This is a genomic window from Gordonia sp. NPDC003424, assembly GCF_053588655.1.
This window is the reverse complement of record NZ_JBSFQJ010000012.1, coordinates 85,903-104,377: the sequence shown is the minus strand read 5'-3', so window position 1 is coordinate 104,377 and position 18,475 is coordinate 85,903. Positions and strand designations below refer to the sequence as shown.

The window sequence follows — 18,475 nt, the reverse complement described above, 5'->3', positions numbered from 1 at the left end:
CGGGAAATCCGTTGTGGTCAAACCTGATTCAACACCGACACGAGATCGTCGACAAGCCGGCCGACGTGCGGCGCGCGCAGAATCGAGTTGTGGTCACAGTCGAGCCGTGTGACGGCGAGCTCTCCCGGTGTCAGCCACTCGCTCCACAGCCGCGGATCGTCGTCGTTCGCGGTGATCGTGAACCGCATGACCGCGCCGGGATACGGCTTCGGACGGTGGAACATCGCGACTCGCCGGCCCACTTCCTCCAGCGTGGCCGCCCGTTCGCCATGCGACACCGGGGCGAGCCCGGCCAGCGGAAGATGCACGCGACGACGCCACAGCTCTGCCCGTGGCAACGGCGGCTGTTCGGTGGCCATCGACAGGCCGGGAACCGCTGCCCGTACCGTCCGCGCCGTCGCGCGCGGGACGACGGTGTCGAGGACGACCACCATCTCGACGTCCTCGCCGTCGGCGCGCAGCCGATGCGCGGCCTCGAGAGCGAGGAGTCCGCCGAGCGAATGCCCCACGAGAATGTATGGGCCCGTCGGCTGAATGCGGCGGAGGTCGCGGAGATGGCGCCGGACGGCGGCCCCCACGGTCCAATCGGGAACACCGACGTTGTCCAAACCGTTGGGCGCGAAGGCGTACACCGATCCCATCCCGTCGACCCGGGACAGGCAATCGGCGAACGGAACGAATCCCAGGGCTGAACCGCCGGCTCCGGTGAAGCAGAAGACGGTGCGTCCCTGGCCCTTCCGTAGCTCGACCGTCGTCGGCGCCAGATCATCGGACGCTCTGCGGTGGGGCAACCACGCCCGGCGGCGTGCACCCGACCGTCGTGCGGCGACCCGTTCGGCCATCAGGGCGACCGTCGGCGCCGCTGCCGCATCTCCCAGCGTGAGGGTGACTCCGGCCTGTTCGGCGAGGACCACGAGGATCTTCTGCACGGTCAGCGAATCGGCGCCCAGCGAATAGATGTTCTCGTGGCGGCCGACCGTGTCGAGCCGTAGCTCGCGTGCCCAGATGTGGGCGATCGCGGCCTCCACGTGCCCGACGGGCGGTTCGATCGATCGTCGCGGCGCGGGCAGCGCCGTGCGATCGATCTTGCCCCGTGCGGTGCGGGGAAGCGTGCTGAGCACGACGATGTGCGCCGGGACCATCCAGCCGGGCAATCGCCCGGTCAGCCTGTCCCGCAACAGCGCAACCGGCGGAGTGCGCCGTCGACCGTTGGGCACGACGTAGGCGACCAGCGTGGTACCGGACGGATCGGCCGGTGTGGTGGATTCCTCCGGTGCGACCGCGACGACCACCGCCTCCGTGATGTCGTCGTCGACCAGCAACGCCTGTTCGATCTCCGACGGGTCCACCAGGTAGCCGCGGATCTTGACGGCGGCATCTGATCGGCCCCGCAGGTATAACACGTCGCCGATCCACTCACCACGGTCCGCCATTCGAAAAGTCCTCTGCCCCAGAGGGGTTGTGGTGAACCGGCCGGCGTCGAGCGTCCGATCCAGGTAGCCGAGCGCAAGGTAGGGGGACGCCACGACGACCCGACCGTCGCCGTCGACGGTGATGGATTTGCCCGGGGCCGGGTGGCCGGCCGGGAGGTTCCCCGGTCCGAGGACGTCTCCCCGGCGGACGTCGAAATACGCCAGCGCGGAGGTCTCCGACGATCCCACCCAGTTGGTCACCGTGGCGTGTGGGGCCCGAGCGAGGGCCCAGCGGGCCACCTCACCGGTGAGGGGCTCACCAGTGGTGATGATGCGCCGCACCGTCCTCCAGGCATGATCGGGTGCGCCGTCTGCACCTGGGTGCGCGACGAGTGAACGCAGCAACGAGGGTGTCATGAAGGCCACGTCGGCGCCGGTGCGTGCGATCGTGGCGAGCAGGCGATCGGGTGTGTCGGCCCGCGGGTCGACGGCGAGTACCTCGGCACCGTTGAGCAGCGAGCCGATCAGCACGTTGAGGCCGGCGCCGAAGCTGATCGGCATGCCGAGGGCGACGCGGCTCGAGCTCCGGATGCCGAAACCGTCGCGCATCAGCTCTGCATCGCACAACCACATCGCGTTCGGATGCAGCACCCCTTTGGGTGTGCCGGTCGAGCCCGACGTGAACTGAATACTGGTGAGGGCGGTGGCGGGGTCGTCGGCGACCGCAACGGTGTCCGCGGTCGTGTCCGGCGCGGACGACCCGTCGATCTCCGCCAAGGCGATGACGGGGAGTCTCGGGGCGGCAATCGATCTGGCTGCGACAAGGTGCTCGGCGTCGGCGACGTACAGCGCGGGGGACCGACCGTGCCGATCCAGTTCGTCGAGAATCGCGGTGACCCGGGCAGCGGGCAGTGCCGGATCGAGTGCGACGAGCGGGCGCCGCGACAGGAAGACGCCGAGCACGAGTGCGATCGCCGCAACGGATACATTGACCTGAACCACCACGGGTAGGCCCGGATCGACGGCGTGGTGCGCGATGGCCTGTCGCATCAGGTGGGCACGATCGACCAGCTCGCGGAATGTTGTGCTTCCGGCATCGGTACGAAGTGCCACCGCGTCGCCGAACTCGTCACGGCTGCGGAGTACCCGATCGGCGACGCTCGCCGACGACGTGGTCGACCCGGCACGGTTCGGTCCGGAGATTTGGGTGGTCATCATTGCCTCGGCGGAGTCGACGCGGGACTGTGTCGCAGCGCTCGCCGGATCATCCGGATACCGGGAACCAATACGACCGATACGACGGCGACGTCGGCGGTGAGGTACACGTACGCGACTCCGTCGATGCCCCAGCGACCAGCGGCAAACGCGATGCCCGTGACCACCACCGTGCCGAATACGATCTGGACGACGACGGCGAGCCGTAACCGCCGCTCGACCCGCGCGAGGGCGGTGTAGATGGTGACGAAGGAGACCGTCGGGAGCGTCAATGCCATCAACCGGATGAGATCGGTGCCTTCGGCCGCGTACTGCGGCCCCATGATGGCGAGAATCCATGGTGCGGTGATGATCAACAAGATGCATCCGATGAGGCCGGCTCCGCCGCACAGTGCGATGAACCGCGACGTGGCCTGCCGCAGATCGGATCCGGGCTCGGATGCGGTGGCGACGAAGGGTGCGCTGGTGGCGTTCAACAGGATTGCCGCCGTGTTGATCACCAGCCAGCACATGGTGAAGTAGGCGTTCATCTCCGTGCCCAGTGTCGCCACGATGACGAGCGGAACGACCAGGGGAACCACCACGCCGACTGCGGTCATGGCGAAGGAGCCGGCGTAGAAGTGCGCAATCTCGGTGCGCCGCGGCAGGATCGGAGGTCCGGTCATCGCGCGCGCGGAGGGCCTGATCGCCGCCCAGCCGATCCACAGTGCGATCACGAGAGCGGGCACGACCCAGGCCCAGACGACCGCCGAAGCGGTCCCGAGGGGGATCAGTGCGGCAACCAGTACGAGTTTCACGGTCGACTGGGTGACGTTCTTCGTGGCCACCGTGCGAGATCGGCCGAGTCCGATCAGCACGGAATCCTGGATTGCGAAGACGCCGAGGATCGCAACCGCGATCGGGTACAGCCACATTTCGCCCGGCTGCGTGAACAGGGCCCGCGGTCCCAGGGCAACAAATCCCACACCGAGCAGGACGGCCATCACGATCACCACCCAACGCCCGAGCACGACCATGCGCTGTGCTTGTGCCCCGGCAACGGGGAGGAACCGCTCATAGAGGCTGTTGATGCTGAGATTGGACAGCGTGGCCATCAGCGTCGCGGACGAAATGATCGCCGACGCGCGGCCGACTTCGGCCGCGGTGTAACCACGGGCGGCGATCGTCCAGAACACGAAACCGAGCGCGCCGGTGGCCAGGCTCGACGTCATGATGGCGACGATGTCGACGCCGAGGCCACCGGTCCGGCCGCGCAGCAGCGACCGCCCGCGGTGTCGGAGACCGCCCGCGATGATGGTCGTCTTGTCGGTGGTGGTCACGTGCCGGCGACGCCGCGCTTCGTGTGCTGCTGACCCAACAGTGGCAACAGCAGTTCGGCGGCGATTTCCGCCTCCGCGGCCAGCGGCCAGCCGGACAGGATCCAGACATCGATGCCCGCTTGCTCGGCAACCCGCGACATCGCGGCCGCCACGTTCACCGCACTGCCCACGAAATAGGTGCCCGTACCCTTGCCGGCGATGTCGAAAGGCGGTTCGGCCGCCGTCCACGTGGTCAGCCCGGCCGCCATGTTCGGTGCGAACTCGAGGGCGGCACGATCCGGGAGCCGGCCGGCGCGCAGAGCGTCGATCCGGTTCTGGACCAGGGGATTCCCGCTGCGTATGTCGTCGAGGCCCGGGAAGCCGAAGCTCCGGAGATTGCGGTCGGCGGTGGCCAGCACGGTTTCCGGACGTGTCCGGGAGAGCTGCCATTCGAAACGTTCCCAGGCCTGCTCGTCGGTTTCGCGCACGATCACGCTGGCGAGGACACCGAACCGCAAGGATCGGCCGCGCGCGGCGGCAGCACCTCGCACCCGGTGGAAAAGCCTTGCGAGTGAGGCGGGTTCGGACATGAACGACAAATAGACGTCGAGTACCTCGGCGGCATGGGCGATTCCCTCGGGGGACGCCCCGGTGCCCCACACCTCGATGCCGCCCGGCTGTCGCGGACCGGGGATGGCCGGCTTGTATCGCGGACCGTACGAGAAGAACTCGCCGTCGAACGGTTCGGTGTCGTCGAGGTACAGCTTCTTGACCTGTTTCCAGTACTCGGCGGAGAGGCGGTAGCGCTCGGCTTTCGTACCGAACCGTCCGTAGCGGTGCAGCACCGGGTCCGCACCGTTGACCTGGTTGTAGATCAGCCGGCCACCGGAATACTGGTCGAAGACCTGAGCCTCTTCGGCCAGCAGGACAGGCGGTTTCACGCCGGGGTACTCGGGGACGAGGAACCGTAGGCGTTCGGTGTCGCCGACCAGCGAGATAGCCTCACGCGCCGTCGTGAGCGCTCCGTAGAAGCCCAGGCGGTCCAGTGTGCGTGCCTGGTGGCGGATGACGTCGAAGGTGGGCGTGACCCGCCCGGCGGGTTCCCACGGGACCTCGCCGTCGGTCGGATTGATGTACCAGAGAACCTGCGGCGTGCAGCGGTCGAAATGCTCGTCGCATCGCGGTGCGAGTGCGGTGATGCTCACGTCGGTTATCGCTCGTCGCAGAACTCGGTGATCGGCAGTCCGACGTGGCGGGATTCGACGGGCGCGTAGCCGAGCAGTGTGTCGCCGGGCCGCAGGTCGGTCACATTGTTCACCGAGCCGCCGGGCCCGAGAAGGCGCACGTGCCAGTCGTCTTGGGCGATGACGTTGACCTTGCGGCCGTCGGGTGCGGTGGCACTGATCGAGATCAGGGGTCGGCGCTCGATCTTGACGCGACCGATCCGGACCTCGCGGACCTCTCCGGTGGATCGAATCGCAAGGATGGGCTGCCCGACCTGCAGTTCGCTGACATAGCGGGTTCGGTTGTCCGGCACCAGAACGTAGGAGTGCACGGCGCCGGCGTTCCAGCGGAACGGCCGCGTCGGCATGTAAGGCAGGGGATGGGTTTCGCTGCACGACAGGAACATTCCGGTCGAGAACGAACCGATCAGGCACCCCTCGTCCTTCTCCAGGAGAGAGCACGTGTCGATGCAGGCGCGTTCGCCCATGCCGATGTGCTCGACGCCGGTGACGGTGAGTTCGGTGAGCTCGATGCGATCTGCGCTGGGGCGGATCACGTCGGCGAGCGTCGCGACGTCGTCGGCGTGTCGTGGTGTCAGCAACAAGCCGTCGGACCCGTGCTCCAGAACGAGTTTCACGATCTCGGCGTCTTCGATGTCGTTCACCACGGTCACCGTGCGGCCACCGGAGTTCTCGGCCGCGGCGATGACGATCTCGAGCGGGATCTTGGTCGGATCGGTGAAGGTGAGTACCGTCCATGGGGCACGGCGGACGAATTCGCATGCGTGCCGAAGGGTCTCGGCGTCCGACACGATCACGTGGGCGCCGGCCTCGGCGGCCGGACCCGCGTCGACGATCGTGTGATCGTCGCCGGAGTGCTCGGTGAGGACGATGTCGACAGATGCCGATCTCGGATCGTCCGCCTGGTCATCGGTCACGAGCACGCGCCGGATGGTGGGTGGCAGCTGGGCCAGAAGGTCTGCGTCGTCACTTAAGATGCCGTCGATGCGATGGTGAATCGCCGCCTGCAGCACGGCATCCCGAGTACCGGGGGCCACCGCGCGGATGTCGATCCAGGCGAAATGATGGGCACGGTGCTCGGCGCCCGGGGCCTGGCTGTCGACCGCCGACAAAGGGGTGATGTCGTCGGTGACGATGTCGGTCGTGGTGCTCACGGTGATGCTTCCTTGCTGTCGTCGAGTGGTTCGGTCGTGCTGCGAGTCAGGCCAGTTCGAGCGCGGGGCTGCGGGACTGACCGGCCTGCTCGGTCAGATGCAAGGTGTCGGCAAGAGACTTGGCGACACGATGCGGATTCTCGGCGCCGAAGATGAGGCGCCCGAAACTCAGTCCGGCGACCCGTGATTGCGCCACCTGCTGCCCGAAGGAGATCGCCCCGTCGTCGGTCGCGGTGGACGGGCCGCCGGCCACCAGGATGGGAAGCGGACACGTCTCGACGACTTCGTCCATGCGTTCCGGGGCTCCAGCGTAGTCGAGCTTGACGATGTCGGCTCCGAGATCGGTGGCGATGGCTCCGAGATGGGCGAGTGTCGCGACCGAGGTGTTGCCCGCGTCGGCGACACCGCCCCGCGCGTACATCATCGCCAGCAGCGGAACCCCGAGCCGGTCGCATTCGGCCGCGACCACTCCGAGGTCGGTCAGCTGCTCGGATTCGGTTGGGGCGCCCACATTCACGTGCACGCTCACCGCGTCGGCACCCAGCGCGAGGCACTCCTCGACCGAGCCGACGAGTACTTTCCGGGTCTGGTCGACCGCGAGGTTGGTGCCCGCCGAGAGATGCACGATCAACCCCATCGACGTGAAGCGCGACGGTGAGATCGTGCGGGCACGCCCCTTGTGCACGATGAGCGCGTCGGCGCCGGCGCGTCCGAGGATCCCCGCTGTGTGATCCGCATGTCCCGATGCGCCGAGCGGGCCGATCGTCACCGAATGATCCATCGGTACGACGAGCGCGCGGCGCGACGGTGTCGCGAAGATGCGGGACAGCCTGATCTGCTTCCCGGACGAGAGCGGCCGGATGTCGGTGGCGGCGGTGATCAAGCGAGTCTCCGATCATGGGTAGGGGTGTCGGCTGCGCAACCCGCTTGCCGCGGGTATCCCGAAACTGATGTCGGCAGCTGGACGTCGGAGGCAGGCCGGGCGGGTGGGCGGAACGGACTCACGGCGGTGGCGGACGTCATGCCGGGACCAATCCGGGATGCCAGGGGGCCGGGAACGGGAGGCCGAGGTAGACCTCGCCCAGCGCCTTCTGTTCGTCGACGGACTGTGTCCACCGCGCCAACCGTGCACGGCGCAGCTGCCAGTCGAAGGCGCCGTCGTCGAGTCGGTGCAGGGTGGTCGTGAGGTTCCACGAAAATGCCTGCGCCTGCCAGATTCTGGGCAGCGCGGCGCGCGAGTAGGCGTCCAGTCCCGACCGGCCGGCACCGGTGTAGTAGGTGCCGATGGCGTTGGAGAACACACATGCGTCGGAGATCGCGAGGTTGAGTCCCTTCGCCCCGGTCGGCGGCACGATATGCGCCGCGTCGCCGAGCAGGAACAGCGAACCCTGTTGCATGGGATCGGTCACGACGCTGCGCAAGGGCGCGAGTGAGCGCTCGATGATCTCCCCGGTCTCGAGTTCGGGGCTGTCGTCGGCCGCACTGCGGTGTCGCAGTTCCGCCCAGATCTGCTCATCGGTCCAGTCGGACAGATCCGTCTGCGCGGGCACCTGCAGGTACTGCCGGGTGAGGTGCGGCCCGCGCATGCTGTGCACCGAGAGGCCATCGGGGTGGGCACAGTACATCCCCTCGTCGGTGGCCGGGGTCGTCCGGGCCATGATGCCCAGCCACGCAAAGGGATACGAACGATCCATGACCGCGATCCGGGAGGCGTCGACGGTCTGCCGACAAACCCCGTGAAAGCCGTCGCAACCGGCGACGAAGTCCGCGTGAATGCGTCGCCGTCGCCCGTCGTGGGTGAACTCGACGACCGGACGGTCGGTGTCGATGTCCTCGACGGTCACGTCGGTCGCGTCGAAGTACAGCGGGCGGGCGGTGTCACGCCGTGCGTCGATGAGGTCTGCCACGATCTCCGCCTGGCCGTAGACGAATGCGTGACGGCCGGTGTGCCGATGGAAATCGAGGTGATGGGTCTGCCGGTCGAAGCGGAGGTAGAAACCGTCGTGCACAAGGGCTTCGGCGTGTAGCCGGTCGGCTATACCGAGCTGGGTGAGCACGTCCACGGTCGACTGCTCGATGACGCCGGCACGGATTCGGGCGCGAACATGAGCTTCGGATTGCCGCTCGAGCACGACGGTCTCGATGCCCTGCAGGTGGAGCATGTGTGCCAGGGCGAGACCGGCGGGTCCGGCGCCGATGATGGCCACCTGACAGCGGATATCGGTGCAGATCATGACTTCTCGATCCTCTGTGCGCGGTCAGTTCGCGGTGCGAACCGGATCGGCCGATGTACGGCCGGCAGATGACGAGTACACGGCGCCTGCTCGGCGTGATCGCCGTTCGAAGTTGATGGTGCGCAACACGCGCATCCCGTCGGTGAAGGCGTTGAGGTTGCTGCGCCCGTGAATCCGCATGCTTTCGTGGCTGCCGACCTCTCGGATGGTGACCCCGGCGCGCGCCATCCGGACATTGATGATCGTCTCGACCTCGAAGCCGTCGCCCCACTGTGAATCGGTCGCGTGGATGTCGGGCAGGTCGATGATCTCGAGATGGCGCCGCCAGAAGGCGTTGTAGCCGTAGCACAAATCGGCGAACTCGGTCGCGAAGATGCGATTCACCAGCCAGTTCAGCCCCTTGTTGCCGAACCGTCGGAGCGTGGTGATGTCGTCGCTGCCTCCACCGAGGGAGAAACGGCTGCCCTTCGCGAGGTCGGCGCCGTCGACCAGGGTTTGGACGAAATCCGGGATCTCGGCCGGGTCGGTGGACCCGTCCGCATCGATCATGACGATGATGTCACTCGTCGCCGCCGCGAACCCGCACGCAAGGGCGTTCCCCTTGCCGTCACGCGTCTGGTGGACGACGATCGCCTGCGGCCAGAGTCGTTGTGCGACAGCGACAGTGTCATCGACTGAAGCCCCGTCGACGACGACGATCTCGTCGACCTCGGGCATCCGCTCGGCGACGTGGGGTAGGTTCAGTGCCTCGTTGCGAGCCGGGATCACGACGGTGACAGTCGGGGCCTGCGACCCCGGGTCGTGGTTGCTGCCGACCGGTTCGGACGGGTTGTCGTTGAAATCCTCCTCGAACTCGTGCATGTCACCGATAGGAGCGGGCGAGGCCTGTGCGGCACCCAGGTCATCAGCGGTGTTGGTCAAGGAGTCCTCCAGATCGGGCGCATACATCCGATGGCATAACCGCTGTGCAGCAACGACTCTGGCGGTGCACAGCATGGTGGGGTGTTGTTTCGATCCTAATCTCTTAGGTAATGCTTACCTAATTCTTACTGCGCTTTGTGACCTATCTCACGGGGCTCTTCTGCCCAATGGATCGCCGAGTGTCAGTGGCCTCGATGCGCGGCCACGCAGGCTCGGTCGCTCACTCGACCAGCGAGGGGTTGCGACTGTTCCTGGCAGCCTTACGTCGGCGACTGAGGCGGCCCGGGTTTCGTGCTCATCTTGATTCGCATCGTCGCCCCGCTGATCGAGCAAGTAACCCTTGCTGCCCTGCGGCACAGACGGTCACCCCTGGCCGGGGTCGTGGCGGAAGATGACCGTGTCGCCCCGGTGATAGATCCTTGTCCATCCGGGCGAGGACTGCAGCGCCTCCTTGAAGAGATCGGCTGCGCCCGGCCGGTATTCACCGTAGTAGGTCATCGCGCGTTGCGACTGCTTGCTGAACGCGACGATCGTCGGCTGCTTCTGTTGGTCGGCCTTCCAGTCGAGAAACCCGAGTTGCTCGGCCGTCGGGAAGTCGGCGCGGGTGTCGGAGAGGTCGAAGCCCAAGGGGTAGTCGAAATAGGGATTGGCCAACGTCAGGGCGACGTAATCGGAGGTCGCACGGCTTGGCATCCCGCCCAGGGTCATCATGATCACGCGGGTGCCGGGTTCGGCCTGCGCGATCACCGCGTTCATGGTCTCTACCTGCGATCGCGTCTCGACGACCAAAGGCCACAGTGCCACATAGGAATACAGCCCGGCGAGCGATGCGGCACAGACGGCGGTACCGGCGACGAGCGCGCCGGTGGTGCGCCGCGGTCCGTGTCGCCATCCGTCGAGGAGTGCCACCAGTGCCGGAGCGATCAACAGCGCACACCCGAGGATGCTGTACAGGTAGACGCGGAAGATCGCCTCGCCGCCGTAGCTCTGTCCGAGGAGGAGACACAGCGCGGAGAATGCGAGAATCGTCCGGGTGAGCACATGTCGACGCTTGGTCCGCCACGCCCAGAGCACCGACAGACCCGCCGCGAGGAACACCCCGACCGACAGGCCTCGGCAGACCAGCGACGTGAACTCTTTGGCCGGAACGCCGACCGCGGTGATGTTACTGGTCGCGTTCTGCACCGGGTTACCGCCGGACAGGATGCCGTAGGGCGCCACGGCATCGTAGTTGAGCAGGAGATAGGCGCCGGCGATGCCGATCATCGCCGCGACCGCCCACCAGGGGCGGGCCCGGCGGAAGAGCACCAGCAGGGTGGCCGCGCCGAGGACCCAGAATGGTGTCAGCTGGTGCGTGGGAACGGTTGCGGTGAAAGGAATGATCGCGAGAACCCCGGCGTGCGGCGAACTGGTGGACGCGACCAGGAGTGTGAGGACGCCGAACGCCAGGACCAGGGTCCAAGCCTGCGGCGAGAAGTAGTCCTGGCCCACCCAGTTCGTCACCTCCGCGATGAAGGCGGCCACAATGGCGGTTCGCGGCGGCTGCCTCAGCACCCGTGCCGCGGAGTAGACGGTCACGGCGATCAGGCCGTGGACGAGGGGCGCGAACAGATGTGCAACTGCGATGGGACTGAGCCCGGTGACGGCCGAGAACCACGCCGATGTCACGAAGAAGGCGGGCCACTGAGCGTAGATGTCCGTGCCGTCCGGCTGGATGAGATCGTGGACGAGGATGTAATCCACAACGCCGACATGCTTGTATGTCCAGTCATACAAAGGCATCTCGGTGCCGACCCAGGTGGTCACCCGCGCGATGACGATGGCCGCGGCGACGCTGCACACCGCGGCGGCGAACCGGCGGGTGACGACCGCGCACACCAGCGCGAGGGCGGTCAGCACGATCGCGGGACCCAGCAGGCGCCCGGTTCCCGAAGCCAACAGTCCGTAGAAGCTCGCATCCCCGGCGGGCAGGTTCGGCAACGCGCACAGCCAGAGGACGAGGCCGGCCATGATCATGATCGTCGGTGGATTGACGCCGGGTGCGGTGACCGCCGCGCGTGCGGTCCGTGCCACGGTGCGTGGCCATCGCCTGACGTCGGGCCACGACCGTTCGCGGAGGTAGAAGCAGATGCTGCTCCCGCCGGTCGCAAGACAGAGCGCAACCAGGAGTCCTGTCGTGTTCCATCGGTAGGACCACATCGCCGTGATCGACGCGATGGTCACCACGGACATCCCGAGGGTGGATACCGCCGAAAGGCGTACGGCGCGAGGCACTTTGACCCACGTCAACAGCGCCGAACCCGGGCCCGAGAAGATGAACGCCCCGATGAGGAGGGCCTTGACCGGTGCCCCGATCGGCAGCAGTCCCGCCAGTCCCACGACGGCGGCCACGATCGCGACGTCTGCCGGCCGCGCCGTCGAGCGGATCGATGTCGGTGTGCGGTCGGCGATCTGCGGCGCCGAGATGTCGTCGTCGACGAGGGTGGCGGTCATGCTCATTGCTGCTCTCCGGAAGGTGTCCGATGCGGTGCCGGGGAAGGGGACCTACGCGTTCGCCGTGCGAGGCCGCGTCCTTCACGCCACAGCGCATAGGGGCCGGCCAGGACGGAGAACACCTCGACCCGGCCGACGGATTTCGGGACGTTGCGAAGGAACGCGGGGGGCGGTGCCGCGATCGCGCCATAGGCGGCCCCGGCGCGCGCGACCGCTCGCGACCGACGGCGTAACACCGACAGCGCCAGTCTGCGATGGTCGCGGGTGACGGCGACCTTGGCCAGCCATGCACCAAGGCCGACGCCGTAGCCGCGGGCCTGGGACATGAGGGCGGCGTTGTCGGCGCGATGGCGATGCCAGACGATCGATGACGGTTCGGTCGCGAGGCTGTGGCCGGCGGCCAGCACGCGGAAGAACATGTCGAGGTCTTCTCCACCGCGAGTCCGGGTTCCGGCTCCGAGACGTTCGTCGAACGCGCCGAGGGCGATGATCGCGTCGCGACGGACAGCGAAGTTCGCGCCGGTACCGTAGACGCCCACCTGAAACGGGAACAGCGGCACGTCCGCGGGTGGCCGGGCCATCGAATAGACCCGTGACTCGACGTTGTCGGCCCAGGACACGCGCCAATCGAAGTAGGCCTGCGGCATGGTCCGCAGTTCCCCGCTGGGCACCAGGCCACAGACGCAGGCGACGTCATCGGAACGTGAAAAGCCAAGCGCCAGACCACGCAACCACGCGGGATCGGCCACCACGTCGTCATCGGTGAACGCCACGAGGTGGTGACGTGCCACGCGCAGGCCCGCGTTACGGGCGCCGGCCAATCCGGCGACGGGCTCGACGATCCGCCGGACGCGTCCGTCGCCGATCTCGGTGATCACCCGCGCCGTGGCGTCGGTGGTGGGCGCATTGTCGACGACGATGATCTCGAAGTCGGGATAGTCGATCGCCAACAATGACGACAGCGACCCGCGCAGGTCCTCCGGACGGTCCCGTGTGCACAACACCACCGACATCGGCGGCAGCGGGACATCGGCCGACGCGCATCTGGCCGACCGGGGAAGTGGCACTCGGACCAACCCGTTGTCGACGGCGGCGTCCACGAAATGCATCGGGGTGAGGCCGTCGCGGATCAACACCCGCGCGTTACGGTAGCCATCGGACGACGGTGCGACGCAGAGCGCCTCGTCGGGCAGGGCCGCACCGTCGAGGCGCGTCAGGTCGAGGACACCGACCCAGGTGGCCCCCGGCCACTCGGGTTCGCCATCGCTGGTCATCGGCGGCTGCAAGGTGATGTCGGTGCTCACAGTCCGGTCACCCGAATCCAGTCGACGAGCATCGTGGCGGGATTGGGTGTCGAGTCATCCGGTGCGCCCGGCCAGTCACCGCCCACGGCGAGCGTGAGCAGCAGGTGGAACGGGGCGTCGAACACCCACTGTGCGTCTGAGGCGAGATCCCTGGGGGTGACGACGAACAACGACCGTCCGTCGATTCCGGTCTCGATCCGGCCGGGTGTCTTGTTCATCCAGTAGGTGTGGAAGGTATCGGCGAGCCGGAAAGGTGCCGGGCCGCCGGCCGACACCGTCTGTCCCCGAGCCGAGGACCGCTGCGGCGCATGGATGCTGCTGTGGTACTCGGACGCGTCGTTGACGGTCTCGATCACGTCGATCTCACCGGCGCGCGGCCACCCCACCCGCTGCAGGTTGTCGCCGAGCAACCAGAACGCCGGATGGAGACCTCGTCCGGCAGGCAACGCGATGCGTGCCTCGACCCGCCCGTAGGTGACCGACGCCCGTCCGCGTGTCGTCAGGCGAGCGCTGGTGATCGTCGTGCCGTCGTAGCGCGCGGAGATGGCCAGATGTCCGCTGCCGTCGATACGCACATTCGACCGATCGGCGGTATAGACCTGGGCTTCGTTGTTGCCCCATCCACCGCCTCCGGTCTCGGCCTGCCACCGGCCACCGACCGAGCCTGCGGCACCGTCGAATTCGTCGGCGAAGATCGTCCGCGACACAGCATGATCGGGTGCGGCATTCCCGAAGGGCACCGTGCACGCGCACAGTCCGATGGCCGCGACGAGCGTTGCGCCGGCGATGACCGGGCGGTGGGGGCGAAGGCTCACGACACCGTCCTGTCCGTGCGGGACTCGGTGTGGTCGATCGCCGGCCCGGTGGGTTCCGAGGCGATGTGGGTGTCGTCCGGGTTCCTCCGGTGCTCGGGTGACGCCGGATTCGGATCCGTCACGCCGGCAACGAACAACGCGACGAGGATGCCGTAGATGATCGCGCGTTCGGTTCCGCCGCTGCCCAGCCACCCGGTCAGTCCACCGGCGAAGCAGAAGAAGGCGACCGTCGAGATGGCGCCGCCGATGACCAGTGCGCCGCGTGCGCGGGCGGCGAGCCGACCGGCGGTCGAGACCCCGGCGAGCAGCGTGCCGAGCGCTCCGAAGACGTAGAACACCGTCATCGCGGTGGTATGCACGGGGTAGTCGGTCTGTTCGGTGATGACGCCGGCGACCGCCAGTGCCGCTCCGCCGATGATCAGCGCCACGCATGCCGGGGTTTCCACCACTCGACGGGCCAGCCAGGTGGCACCGATGACCGCGATGGAGAGGCCGGTGAGTACGAAGGACACGTTCATGGCCGGATACAGTGCGTTGCACGGCCAGCCGCCTTGCGGACCACAGAACGGAATGCCCAGCGTGCCGGTGATATCGGTGCGATACGTGTATTGGCCGCGCCATGACGCGGAGACCACCCACTCGACGGCGAAGTATTGCAGTAGGCCGATCGCGGCGATGCGCGCGATCCTCGGGTCACGGAGAAACGGAGCTCTCGTCATGGTGGTCATTCCTCCCTGTGCCGGATACGCCGGAGCGTGACCCCGGAAACGAAACCTGCTGTGGTGAAAACGAATCCGAACATCAGTGCAAGCGCGCGAGTTGGCCGTCGCCGATGGTGCCAGATGGCCGATGTCAATATCGTTGCTGCGTAGTACTTTTCGGTGGACAATGCCAGTCCGGTTGAGGTCAGGGTGGCGAGCACGGCCTTGGATCGGCCCTCTTGGAAACATCGATGCAGGAAATAGCGCACGGTGGCGCGCTCTGCGCCGACTCGGTGCCGGACGCGGAAGGTTGTGTCGCGGACGATTGTCGCGTCCGGAAAGCTTTGGTGCAGAGCGATTCCCATCAGGGTTTCCTCGCATCCCGCCGGGAAGGTGCCACGTCGGCCGAGGCGTGGTGAGAATCCGCCGATGCTCACCAGTGCCTGGCGGCGGACCGCCATCGCGGCGCCGATCGGATTGCGGATCGCGGCGCCGTCGCCGGGCAGACCCCGATAGTCGCAGCCGATCACCCAGCCGAACTCCGGTGGGAACCAACGCGGCCCACGCCCCCCGTGCCAGTCCGGCGAAACCGCACCGCCGACGGCGATGATCCCCGGGTCGACGAATCGTGTGCGCACTCCCCGAAGAGACCCGGGATCCGGGATCGCGTCGTCGTCGAGGAACACGACGACGTCTCCGATCGAGGTACGCAACCCGCTGTTCCGGGCGCCGGACAGACCCCGATCGTCGGTGTTGCGAACGAGGCGCATGGTGCCGATGGCCGGTTCGAGGGCTTCGAACAACGCGTCGTTGTGGTCGACGACGACGACGAGTTCGTCGCCTGCCTCGAGTTGGGTTGTCGTGCCGGCGATCGCGGCCTGCACCTGCTCGATGCGGTCAGTGGTGTAGCAACAGATGATCACCGACAGACGGAGCGATTGCGCCGCCGGCGATGTGGTCAGCGATGGTATCGACACGGGAGGGGACCTTCGGCACGCGGAAACGGGGGCCGGGCCAGCGTAACCTCTGTTGTAAGGAAAGCCTAACCTTGGATAGGTTTGCCTGACCAAATGTGCTCTGCATCACCCTGTGCGAGCTCTCGCGCCACCTCGGGCACGGATTCGAGCGCGTGCTGGACGAGCCCGGCGTCGAAGACGGAGTCGTAGAACGCAGCCGTCATACAGATCGCGTTCGCACCGACCACCGCGGTCGTGACGGTGATACCGGCCGGCGACACCGGATCGCTCGCGGTGAAGTTGACTGCCCGACTTGGCTCGCTGAAGGACGTGTGCGCGGTGCGCGGCAGTCGCCCGACAAAGGAATGCAGGAGTTCGGCACTGACATCCGGGGTGTCGGGGACCGCAAGATGCTCTGCCCTCGGCATGGAACGGCGAGCGAATCGGGACTTCCACGTGCTCACCAGCAGATTCGCGACCGGCCGTCCCATGGCCGCCGACTCGGTGACCATGGACTGGAGGTCGACGGGTGAGGTATGCGCGTCGAGGTCGAAGGCCAACCCCGCAGAGAAGGACGCAAGGGTGGCGAACCGCTTCGGGAGGTAGGGGCGTGCGTCGAACGGGAGGGTGACATCGGGGTTCACCGGAATGCCGGCACGATCGAGCGATCGCAATAGGGCACATGTGTAGATGACGAACATGCTGACGCCGGGCAGGTTCCGGTCGCGGAGTGCGCGGAGTGCGTTGATGTCGGCGTCGGGAATCCGGATCGCCCGCGCGCTCGGGGCGGCATGGTCGATGGTGCGCAGCGCGACGGGCGTAACGGACGCACCAGGGGTGGCGGCGACGCGTCGACGGTGGAACCGCAGCAGGCCCACCAGTCGCCTCGGGTCGCTGCCGAACGTTCGGACGGACGCCGCGGCGAGCGGGGACACCCGGCGGCGATGCGGCCTCCACTGCGTGCCGGTGACCGGGAGGTCTGCGGTGACCACGTCGACGATCGCCTGGGAGAGCGCCACGTCGCCGAGTCCGTGGCTGAAATCGATTGCCATGTGGTCGTCGGCCAGGACGACGCGAAGACCGGTTTCCGGCAGCCCGCGGAGGAACTCGAGCAGGACAAGCGGATCGTCACCCGGGCCGTCAACCACGGCCACCGAGTCGGCGATGTCGGATGATGCTCTTCGCCAGCGGACCTCAGACGTCGAGGGTTCGAGGCCGACGCGGAGTTCCGGGCCTGCCGAGGCCATGGCGCGCAGTCGGCGGACAACCACATCGCGCTCGGGCAGAGCAATCGGCCCGAAGACGGACGCCGATCGTCGTCGACTGTGCTGCAGATCCAATCTGGCCACACGAACCGAATTGGGGAGCGACTGTCTCGTCTGGTGCGGCCACATGCTGATCGCGTCGAATATAACAAAGGCTCACCTAACAAGTCGTGACGCCCCAGGTGACGCCGATCATGTCGGCGACAAGCCCCTGTTCATTCTCCGTTCACCTTGCTATCGCGGACCGTCCATCAGCGGTGTCTAGTGTCGTTTCGACCGGATACGCCGCTGGCGCGACGTGTCGTTATCTGAACGTGGAGGGAAACACCTGTGAAGCTGAGCCGTTCCGGAGTTGTGGTTGCGTCGATGGCGGCCGCATCCACGCTTGTCCTCGGGGCCTGTAGCAGCAACGCCGACAAGGGGACGCAGAGTGCGGCTCCGGCATCCGCGGTGGCCAACGTGCAGTGCGAGGGCAAGCAATCGCTGAAGTCCAGCGGTTCGACCGCCCAGGCCAACGCGATGACGATCTTCTCCACCTCGTTCGCCAAGACCTGCCCGGGCTTCGAGCTCGCCTACGGCGGCGGTGGCTCCGGCCAGGGCATCTCCGACTTCACCCAAGGGCTCACCGACTTCGGCGGGTCCGACTCCCCGCTGAAGGACAACGAGATCCCCGCCGCGGCCCAGCGATGCGGCTCCGAAGCGTGGCAGTTGCCCCTGGTGTTCGGTCCGATCGCCGTGGCCTACAACGTCCCGGGTGTTTCCGACGTCGCGCTCTCCGGCCCGACCATCGCGAAGATCTTCAGCGGCCAGATCACGAACTGGAATGCCCCGGAGATCGCCGCGGAGAACCCCGGCAAGACCTTCCCCGATCTGGCCATCTCGGTCATCTACCGTGCCGATCAGTCGGGCACCACCGACAACTTCCAGAAGTATCTGACCGCTGCGGGCGGTTGGACCAAGGGCACCGGCAAGGCCTTCAACGGCGGTATCGGCGAGGGCAAGCAGGGCAACCCGGGCGTCGGCGGAGCGGTGAAGCCGACCAACGGTTCGATCGCCTACGTCGAGTGGGCCTACGCCCAGTCCAACAGTCTGACCATGGCCAAGATCATCACCGACCAGGACAAGCAAGGCGTGGCGCTGACCGCCGAATCCGGCGGCAAGACCATCGAGTCGGCCACCCTGAAGAACGGCCCCGACAACCACAACATGGTCATCGACACCGAGTCGTTCTACAAGCCCACGCAGCCGGGCGCATACCCGATCATCCTGGCAACATATTCCATCGTGTGCTCCAAGTACGCGGACACCCCGACCGCGCAGGGTGTGAAGTCGTTCCTGAATGTCGCGACGAGCCCGCAGAACCAGGGACAGGAACTGCAGAACGCCGGATACATCCCGGTTCCCGCGGACTTCCTGACCAAGCTGCAAGCGTCCATCTCTGCGATGCAGTGATCGGCAACGCC

At 67.0% G+C, this 18,475-nt stretch carries 14 protein-coding genes; 1 reads left to right on the top strand and 13 read right to left on the bottom strand.

The window, feature by feature from the left end; genetic code table 11:
• Positions 1 to 17: 17 nt before the first annotated feature.
• The 13 genes from ACWDTI_RS17980 to ACWDTI_RS17920 all read right to left on the bottom strand — a co-directional run bounded on the left by ACWDTI_RS17980 (position 18) and on the right by ACWDTI_RS17920 (position 17,096).
• Entirely contained in the window at positions 18 to 2,630 is a 2,613-nt protein-coding gene (locus ACWDTI_RS17980) for an AMP-binding protein (RefSeq protein ID WP_449739461.1), read from the bottom strand.
• Entirely contained in the window at positions 2,627 to 3,946 is a 1,320-nt protein-coding gene (locus ACWDTI_RS17975) for a lipopolysaccharide biosynthesis protein (protein WP_449739460.1), read from the bottom strand. Before ACWDTI_RS17975 ends, ACWDTI_RS17980 begins: the two co-directional genes overlap by 4 nt.
• Positions 3,943 to 5,124 (bottom strand): LLM class flavin-dependent oxidoreductase, encoded by a 1,182-nt coding sequence (locus ACWDTI_RS17970; RefSeq protein WP_449739502.1) that lies wholly within the window; start codon positions 5,122 to 5,124, stop codon positions 3,943 to 3,945. Before ACWDTI_RS17970 ends, ACWDTI_RS17975 begins: the two co-directional genes overlap by 4 nt.
• An 11-nt stretch (positions 5,125 to 5,135) precedes the next feature.
• Positions 5,136 to 6,323, bottom strand: coding sequence for a 3-dehydroquinate synthase II family protein (locus tag ACWDTI_RS17965; protein ID WP_449739459.1), 1,188 nt, complete (start codon positions 6,321 to 6,323; stop codon positions 5,136 to 5,138).
• A 46-nt stretch (positions 6,324 to 6,369) separates the two neighbouring features.
• Positions 6,370 to 7,206 (bottom strand): 2-amino-3,7-dideoxy-D-threo-hept-6-ulosonate synthase, encoded by an 837-nt coding sequence (locus tag ACWDTI_RS17960; protein ID WP_449739458.1) that lies wholly within the window; start codon positions 7,204 to 7,206, stop codon positions 6,370 to 6,372.
• 136 nt (positions 7,207 to 7,342) lie between these two features.
• Positions 7,343 to 8,557: a 4-hydroxybenzoate 3-monooxygenase gene (locus tag ACWDTI_RS17955; RefSeq protein ID WP_449739457.1), complete on the bottom strand. Its 1,215-nt coding sequence runs from the start codon at positions 8,555 to 8,557 to the stop codon at positions 7,343 to 7,345.
• 24 nt (positions 8,558 to 8,581) lie between these two features.
• Complete coding sequence (locus tag ACWDTI_RS17950) at positions 8,582 to 9,418, bottom strand: glycosyltransferase family 2 protein (RefSeq protein WP_449739501.1); 837 nt, start codon at positions 9,416 to 9,418, stop codon at positions 8,582 to 8,584.
• A 423-nt stretch (positions 9,419 to 9,841) separates the two neighbouring features.
• Positions 9,842 to 11,977, bottom strand: a complete 2,136-nt coding sequence (locus tag ACWDTI_RS17945) for a hypothetical protein (protein ID WP_449739456.1) — start codon at positions 11,975 to 11,977, stop codon at positions 9,842 to 9,844.
• Positions 11,974 to 13,245: a glycosyltransferase family 2 protein gene (locus tag ACWDTI_RS17940; protein WP_449739500.1), complete on the bottom strand. Its 1,272-nt coding sequence runs from the start codon at positions 13,243 to 13,245 to the stop codon at positions 11,974 to 11,976. The genes ACWDTI_RS17945 and ACWDTI_RS17940 overlap by 4 nt, the downstream gene beginning before the upstream one ends.
• A gap of 26 nt (positions 13,246 to 13,271) precedes the next feature.
• On the bottom strand, positions 13,272 to 14,090 hold the full coding sequence (locus ACWDTI_RS17935) for a glycoside hydrolase family 16 protein (protein ID WP_449739455.1): 819 nt from the start codon (positions 14,088 to 14,090) through the stop codon (positions 13,272 to 13,274).
• On the bottom strand, positions 14,087 to 14,809 hold the full coding sequence (locus ACWDTI_RS17930) for a DUF998 domain-containing protein (protein ID WP_449739454.1): 723 nt from the start codon (positions 14,807 to 14,809) through the stop codon (positions 14,087 to 14,089). Before ACWDTI_RS17930 ends, ACWDTI_RS17935 begins: the two co-directional genes overlap by 4 nt.
• A gap of 5 nt (positions 14,810 to 14,814) precedes the next feature.
• Entirely contained in the window at positions 14,815 to 15,768 is a 954-nt protein-coding gene (locus tag ACWDTI_RS17925; protein ID WP_449739453.1) for a glycosyltransferase family 2 protein, read from the bottom strand.
• Positions 15,769 to 15,833: 65 nt separating this feature from the next.
• Positions 15,834 to 17,096, bottom strand: a complete 1,263-nt coding sequence (locus tag ACWDTI_RS17920) for a hypothetical protein (protein WP_449739452.1) — start codon at positions 17,094 to 17,096, stop codon at positions 15,834 to 15,836.
• Positions 17,097 to 17,342: 246 nt separating this feature from the next.
• Here ACWDTI_RS17920 and pstS point away from each other — a divergent pair, with 246 nt between their 5' ends.
• On the top strand, positions 17,343 to 18,464 hold the full coding sequence (pstS, locus tag ACWDTI_RS17915; RefSeq protein WP_449739451.1) for a phosphate ABC transporter substrate-binding protein PstS: 1,122 nt from the start codon (positions 17,343 to 17,345) through the stop codon (positions 18,462 to 18,464).
• Positions 18,465 to 18,475: the final 11 nt, after the last annotated feature.

Bases quoted from the DNA above. Each gene is read 5' to 3' on its own strand.
- ACWDTI_RS17980 (WP_449739461.1), bottom strand. From the start codon at position 2,630: ATGATGACCACCCAAATCTCCGGACCGAACCGTGCCGGGTCGACCACG.
- ACWDTI_RS17955 (WP_449739457.1), bottom strand. From the start codon at position 8,557: ATGATCTGCACCGATATCCGCTGTCAGGTGGCCATCATCGGCGCCGGA.
- ACWDTI_RS17950 (WP_449739501.1), bottom strand. From the start codon at position 9,418: ATGCACGAGTTCGAGGAGGATTTCAACGACAACCCGTCCGAACCGGTC.
- ACWDTI_RS17945 (WP_449739456.1), bottom strand. From the start codon at position 11,977: ATGAGCATGACCGCCACCCTCGTCGACGACGACATCTCGGCGCCGCAG.
- ACWDTI_RS17940 (WP_449739500.1), bottom strand. From the start codon at position 13,245: ATGACCAGCGATGGCGAACCCGAGTGGCCGGGGGCCACCTGGGTCGGT.
- ACWDTI_RS17930 (WP_449739454.1), bottom strand. From the start codon at position 14,809: ATGACGAGAGCTCCGTTTCTCCGTGACCCGAGGATCGCGCGCATCGCC.